The sequence below is a fragment of the Cereibacter johrii genome, from assembly GCF_001720585.1.
Classification (GTDB): Bacteria; Pseudomonadota; Alphaproteobacteria; order Rhodobacterales; family Rhodobacteraceae; genus Cereibacter_A; species Cereibacter_A johrii.
The window spans coordinates 1-6,117 of sequence record NZ_MABH01000107.1; the positions used below are offsets into that span (position 1 = coordinate 1).

General features: G+C 69.3%; 9 protein-coding genes. 6 read left to right on the top strand and 3 right to left on the bottom strand.

Translation table 11 applies throughout. The features are described 5' to 3' along the window. The first annotated feature begins 340 nt into the window (after window positions 1-340). On the top strand, window positions 341-763 hold the full coding sequence (locus A9O63_RS07810; protein WP_069331419.1) for an OsmC family protein: 423 nt from the start codon (window positions 341-343) through the stop codon (window positions 761-763). 322 nt (window positions 764-1,085) lie between these two features. Here A9O63_RS07810 and A9O63_RS07815 read toward each other — a convergent pair whose 3' ends face one another. Then, complete coding sequence (locus A9O63_RS07815; protein WP_227471821.1) at window positions 1,086-1,685, bottom strand: nicotinate-nucleotide adenylyltransferase; 600 nt, start codon at window positions 1,683-1,685, stop codon at window positions 1,086-1,088. 150 nt (window positions 1,686-1,835) lie between these two features. Between A9O63_RS07815 and ettA the strand changes: the two genes are divergently transcribed. After that, a complete protein-coding gene (gene ettA, locus A9O63_RS07820) occupies window positions 1,836-3,491 on the top strand; it encodes an energy-dependent translational throttle protein EttA (protein ID WP_069331421.1) in 1,656 nt (551 codons plus the stop codon). Continuing rightward, a complete protein-coding gene (locus A9O63_RS07825) occupies window positions 3,488-3,847 on the top strand; it encodes a hypothetical protein (protein WP_069331422.1) in 360 nt (119 codons plus the stop codon). Before ettA ends, A9O63_RS07825 begins: the two co-directional genes overlap by 4 nt. A gap of 192 nt (window positions 3,848-4,039) precedes the next feature. Here the strand turns inward: A9O63_RS07825 and A9O63_RS07830 are convergent, their stop codons facing one another. Beyond that, window positions 4,040-4,243, bottom strand: a complete 204-nt coding sequence (locus A9O63_RS07830) for a YgaP family membrane protein (protein WP_069331423.1) — start codon at window positions 4,241-4,243, stop codon at window positions 4,040-4,042. A gap of 141 nt (window positions 4,244-4,384) precedes the next feature. Here A9O63_RS07830 and A9O63_RS07835 point away from each other — a divergent pair, with 141 nt between their 5' ends. After that, on the top strand, window positions 4,385-4,543 hold the full coding sequence (locus A9O63_RS07835) for a DUF3309 family protein (RefSeq protein WP_069331424.1): 159 nt from the start codon (window positions 4,385-4,387) through the stop codon (window positions 4,541-4,543). 88 nt (window positions 4,544-4,631) lie between these two features. Here A9O63_RS07835 and A9O63_RS07840 read toward each other — a convergent pair whose 3' ends face one another. Next, on the bottom strand, window positions 4,632-4,922 hold the full coding sequence (locus A9O63_RS07840) for a hypothetical protein (protein ID WP_069331425.1): 291 nt from the start codon (window positions 4,920-4,922) through the stop codon (window positions 4,632-4,634). Between the two features lie 251 nt (window positions 4,923-5,173). Here A9O63_RS07840 and A9O63_RS07845 point away from each other — a divergent pair, with 251 nt between their 5' ends. Together A9O63_RS07845 and A9O63_RS07850 are read left to right on the top strand one after the other, a co-directional pair. Further along, window positions 5,174-5,380 (top strand): cold-shock protein, encoded by a 207-nt coding sequence (locus A9O63_RS07845; RefSeq protein ID WP_002720759.1) that lies wholly within the window; start codon window positions 5,174-5,176, stop codon window positions 5,378-5,380. A 124-nt stretch (window positions 5,381-5,504) separates the two neighbouring features. Further along, window positions 5,505-6,117: alpha/beta hydrolase fold domain-containing protein (locus tag A9O63_RS07850; RefSeq protein WP_141703056.1), on the top strand; the 613-nt coding region annotated here is incomplete at its 3' end.

The following is a 6,117-nucleotide window of genomic DNA, read 5'->3' on the forward strand; positions in this document are numbered from 1 at the left end:
CGGGTCCGCCGGGACAGGGCCCCGAGCCGCCTCCCGGACGCCCGCCCCGGACCTGCGCAGAGGGCCGCCTCACGGCGGTCGCCGGCGGGAAGAGCGTCGCGGCCGGAGGAACGGCACCCGCCCGGACCGCTCCGACCGATCCGTCCTGCGCCGGGCATGGCCTCTCGGCAGCTCCGGTGCGGGAGGAGCCGCCGTCGGGGGCATCGAGCCCCCTCCGGCGGCGTTGCCACGGACAGGGCACCGGACAGACCCCGCCGGCAGGCCGGTCCCTGAGGAACCGTCCGCCGCCCCCGACCGTTGCCACGGCGGGGCGACGTGCCTCGGGCAACCGGAGACGATCATGAAACGCAAGGGTTCCGCAGTCTGGACGGGCGATCTCAAGACCGGCAAGGGCACGGTCAGCACGCAGTCGGGCGTGCTCTCGGAAGCCCGCTACGGGTTCAACACCCGCTTCGAGGAAGGCCCCGGCACCAATCCCGAGGAACTGATCGGCGCCGCCCATGCCGGCTGCTTCTCGATGGCGCTTTCGAACGTGCTGGGCGAGGCGGGAATGACGGCGGAGCGGATCGAGACCACGGCCACCGTCTCGCTCGAGAAGCAGGGCGACGGGTTCGCCATCACCGCGGTCCATCTCGACCTGACCGCCTCGATCCCCGGCGCGAGCGAGGAGGCCTTCCGCGAGGCCGCCGAGAAGGCCAAGGCCGGCTGCCCGGTCTCGAAGCTGATGACGGCCGAGATCACCATGACGGCCAAGCTGGCCTGAGAGAAGTCCGGCGGCCGGGGCGGCAGGTGACGCGCTGCCGCCCGGCCGCCCCGGATGCAGGGAAGGCGCGGCACGCTGCGCCCTTCCCGCGGCCGGCACTGCGGCCAGTCAGAGGCGGCTTCCTCTACTCCCGGCGCCTACCGATCCGCGCCAGCGGCCGGTGGCCCGGATCTCGGTCAAGGACCGCCATGGGGGCGCAGCACCGGGCCGGGGCGGAGCCGCGGCCGGTCTACCGCCGCAGTCCGCCCATCCGGTCGAGGACGGTCCATCATCGGCAGGTTTGCAAAGCGCCGGGGCGGCGTCCGCTACCTCCCCAGCCCGCCTACCCGCGCCAGCGGCCGGTGGCCCGGATCTCGGTCGAGGACAGGTCCATCATCGGCAGGTTCACGAAGCACCAGGCCGGGGCGGCGCTGCGGCCGAGGCGGGCGGCTTCCCCCTCGGGCAGGAGCGCCGAGGCATAGCGGCGCGCGGCGGGGCTCGTGCGGGCGCGCAGCCCCGCCCCAGGCCGCGCCAGCACCCCCACCGGCACGCTTTCCATGATCGCGCGCCAGCGCTCCCACCTGTGGAACTGCGCGAGATTGTCGGCCCCCATCAGCCAGACGAACCGCACGCCCGGATAGCGCCTCTGCAGCACCGCGAGCGTCTCGGCGGTGAAGCGGGTGCGGGTCTCGGCCTCGAGCCCGGTCACGGCGACGCGGGGATGGCGCATCAGCCGCCGCGCCTCGGCCAGCCGCCGCGCGAGCGGCGCGGGCGGGCGGGCTTTCAGCGGATTGCCCGGAGAGACGAGCCACCAGACCCGGTCCAGACCGAACCGCTTCAGCGCCTCGCGGGTGATATGGACATGCCCCGGATGGGGAGGATCGAACGACCCGCCCAGAAGGCCCACCACCATTCCCGCCGTAGCCCCGGGCCAGCCCTGCACCCGCTCCTCCTCGCACGGCGGGATCCGTCCCCACCGCACCTCTGTCCCTGCGGGCCGCGCGCCCGGAACCGCCGAGAAACCATCCTCGCGTTGTGCTTGTCCAGCGCAATCGGTAAAAGGGCCGCCAAACCGCGATTTCGGAGAGTTGGCATGGCCTCGTATCAATATGTCTACCACATGGAGGGTGTCTCCAAGACCTACCCCGGCGGCAAGAAGTGCTTCGAGAACATCCACCTGAACTTCCTGCCGGGCGTGAAGATCGGCGTCGTGGGCGTCAACGGCGCGGGTAAATCCACGCTGCTGCGCATCATGGCGGGCATGGACAAGGATTTTCAGGGCGACGCCTGGGCCGCCAAGGGCGCCAAGGTGGGCTATCTCGCGCAGGAGCCGCAGCTTGACCCCGCGCTCGACGTGCGCGGAAACGTGATGGAAGGCGTGGCGGCCAAGCGCGCGATCCTCGACCGCTACAACGAACTCGCGATGAACTACTCCGACGAGACCGCAGACGAGATGGCCCAGCTGCAGGACCTGATCGACGCGCAGAACCTTTGGGATCTCGACAGCCAGGTCGATGTCGCCATGGAGGCGCTGCGCTGCCCGCCGGACGATGCGGATGTCGAGAGCCTGTCGGGCGGCGAGCGCCGCCGGGTGGCGCTCTGCAAGCTGCTGCTCGAAGCGCCCGACATGCTGCTCCTCGACGAACCGACCAACCACCTCGACGCGGAATCGATCGCCTGGCTGCAGAAGCACCTGATCGAATACAAGGGCACGATCCTGATCGTGACCCACGACCGCTACTTCCTCGACGACATCACCGGCTGGATCCTCGAACTCGACCGCGGCCGGGGCATCCCCTACGAGGGCAACTATTCCTCGTGGCTCGAGCAGAAGGCCAAGCGCCTGCTGCAGGAGGCCCGCGAGGACAAGGCCCGCCAGAAGGTGCTGACCCGCGAACTCGAATGGATCCGCTCGGGCGCCAAGGCCCGGCAGGCCAAGCAGAAGGCGCGGATCCAGAAATACAACGAGCTCGCCGGCCAGTCGGTGCGCGAGCGGATCTCGACCGCGCAGATCGTCATCCCGAACGGCGAGCGTCTCGGCGGCAAGGTGATCGAGGTCGAGAACCTCAAGAAGCACATGGGCGACAAGCTCCTGATCGAGAACCTGTCCTTCTCGATCCCGCCGGGCGGCGTCGTGGGGGTGATCGGGCCGAACGGCGCGGGCAAATCCACGCTCTTCAAGATGCTGACCGGGCAGGAACAGCCCGACGAGGGCACGATCTCGCTGGGCGACACGGTGCAGCTCTCCTACGTCGACCAGTCGCGCGATGCGCTCGACCCGAACAAGACCGTGTGGGAGGAAATCTCGGACGGGCTCGAGGTCATCCACCTCGGCGATGCCGAGATGAACAGCCGCGCCTATTGCGGGGCCTTCAACTTCAAGGGCACCGACCAGCAGAAGAAGGTGGGGCTCCTGTCGGGCGGCGAGCGCAACCGGGTGCACATGGCCAAGCTGCTGCGCTCGGGCGGCAACGTGCTGCTCCTCGACGAACCGACCAACGACCTCGACGTGGAAACGCTGCAGGCGCTGGAAGCGGCCATCGACGATTTCGCGGGTTCGGCGATCATCATCTCGCACGATCGTTTCTTCCTCGACCGGCTCTGCACGCATATCCTCGCCTTCGAGGGGGATGCGCATGTGGAATGGTTCGAGGGCAACTTCGAGGCCTACGAGGAAGACAAGATCCGCCGCCTCGGGCCGGATTCGGTCGAGCCGCATCGGGTGAAATACAAGAAGTTCAGCCGATGACGGCGCGGCGGCTCTGGCTTGCCGCGGCCCTTGCGCTCGCCCTTCCGGGGGCGGCGCAGGCGGCCTGCGTCAAGTCCAAGGGCACGCCGTTGCGCACCGACGACGAGCTGACCCTCGACTATCTGCTCTGCAAGCACCGCGAGCAGGCCGAGGCGCTGCAGCGGCAGCGGGTCCGTCAGGTCCCGCCGCAGGACGAGACCCAGATCCCCGACGGCGCCGTCGACAAGTATCAGCGCCGCACGACGCCCTTCCTCGACCGCTCGCGCAGAACCCAGGACTCGCTCGATTCGATGCGCGACGTGAACACGCTGATGGGAGACCGGCTGAAGCTCCTCGAGCCGCGCCGCCTGCCCTAGCGTCGGCCGACAGGCTCACGGCCACCGCGCCACCGCGTCCGCCGGCGCATGACGCCGAAGATGGCGCAGCCCGGTCTCTCGCGGGCGGATGCCCGGCCTTGACCCTCCGCGTGCCTCACTCCAACGCCCGGCTTCTGGCCCTCTGCCTGCGTCAGCCCGATGCCGGGCTTCGGTCCCCCGCTCGCATCCCCGTCACTCGAAGGCGCAGCCGGGGCGAGCCCCCAACCTGCGGAAGGCGATGGCCGCGGGGCAGAAGCCGGTGAAGGACGACTGGATCAGGTTCAGCCCGATGAAGACGGTGAACCAGACGAACAGCGGCGAGACGAACAGGGTGAGCAGGACGCTCAGGAGAACCATGGATCCGGCGAACATCATCACCAGCCGATCGAGGGTCATGGAAGTTGCTCCGTGCGAAAGACACTGCGCCGACGCTAGCAGCATCGCCTGACACATTCAATAACCGGAATAACAAGGGCCGCAGGAACCGCCCCATGGTCAAGGCGTTGGCGCCGAAAGCCATTTCCCAAGGGGACCGCCATGACGATTTCGACCATCCTGCTCATCATCCTGATCCTGGTTCTGATCGGCGCCCTGCCGAGCTGGGGCTATTCCCGCAGCTGGGGCTACGGCCCGTCCGGCGTCGTGGGCGTCGTGGTGGTCATCGTGCTGATCCTCATCCTGACCGGGCGCTTCTGACAGGCCACGCGCCTCCGGCATGCCGACCGGGACCGACGAGACGGAGGTCCCGGTCCCTGCCCGGGGTGCGCCCCCAGCGGAGCAGGCCTCAGACCAGCGCCTGCGCCTCGGGCGAGAGCGCCATCGCAGCCCGGATCTCCGCGGCCCAGGGCGCCTCGATCTCTCCGAGCTTCCGCCAGACCGCCACCTGAACCTCGGGCACGTCCGACCGGGCGGCGCTCTCGAGGCAGCGCCAGTGCTCGATCGGCGGATCGCTGTCGCAGATCGCGCAGACGAGGATCTCGCCCGCTCCCTCGACCTCCACCGGCAGGCAGTCGTCCATGCCGCCGCAGAGCTCGCACATGCCGTGGGCGCGGCTCATCAGGGTTCCCCAGGTCATTCCCAACCTCCAGATCGCTTTGCCGAAATCCTTACCGCTGCGGCAAGAAACTGCCAATGCGACGCACCGGCGTCATTATGCCCGACCCCGCGAATCCAGTTGAAAAACGCCGCACTTCGACCATACTGCAGTGCGCGACGTTATCTTTATCGACCACTGTCTCCCTCGCCGGCAACAGTCATTCGATCTTGCCCTGACTGAGCCGAGCCGCCGCACTTCCGCGGGCGGCATACCTGAGAGGAGACACCACGATGGCCAAAGGCACCGTGAAATGGTTCAACGCCACCAAAGGCTATGGCTTCATCGCCCCTGAAGGCGGCAAGAAGGACGTGTTCGTCCACATCACCGCGCTCGAGCGTGCGGGCATCCGCGCCCTGAACGACGGCCAGGCCGTGACCTTCGACATCGAGTCGGGCCGTGACGGCCGCGAATCGGCGACGAACATCTCGATCGCCTGAGGACACCTCCTCGGCGGACAGGGGCAGGCTCCGGCCTGCCCTTTTGCATGTCAGGCCCCGCCCGCCATTGCAGCGCCGCCGCTGCGGACGCAGAGTGGCGCCGCGACGGTTGGAGCGGACGGCCATGTTGGAAGCGGACTACCACGATCTTCTCGATCCCGAGACCTGGCAGTTCATCCGCGACAGCGCCCGCCATTTCCCGCCCGACAGCGACCGCTTGCCGCTCGACGAGCAGCGCGCGCTTCATTCGGGCCTCTGCCGCGCCTTCCGCGCCGCGCTGCCCGCAGACGTGACCCTGACGGACCGGATCTTCGGCCCCCGCCCCTGCCGCCTCTACGAACCGGCGGCCCCCGCGGGAACGGTGCTCTTCCTGCATGGCGGCGGCTTCGTTCTGGGCGGCCTCGATCAGTCCGACGATCTCTGCGCCGAGATCGCCGCCGGAACGGGCCTGCGCACCGTCTCGGTGGACTATCGTCTCGCGCCCGAACATCCCCATCCGGCGGCCTTCCACGATGCGCTGCGGGCGGCGCAGGCGGTGGCGCAGGCCTTTCCGGGGCCGCTCGTCCTGATGGGCGAGGATGCGGGCGGGGCGCTGGCCGCCTCGGTCGCCCATGCGCTGCGCGGCCGCGCGGCGCTGGCCGGACAGGTGCTGATCTGCCCGGCCCTCGGCGGCCCTCGCGACCGGGGCAGCGCCCTCACCCACGCCACCGCGCCCATGCTCTCGCGGCAGGACGTGC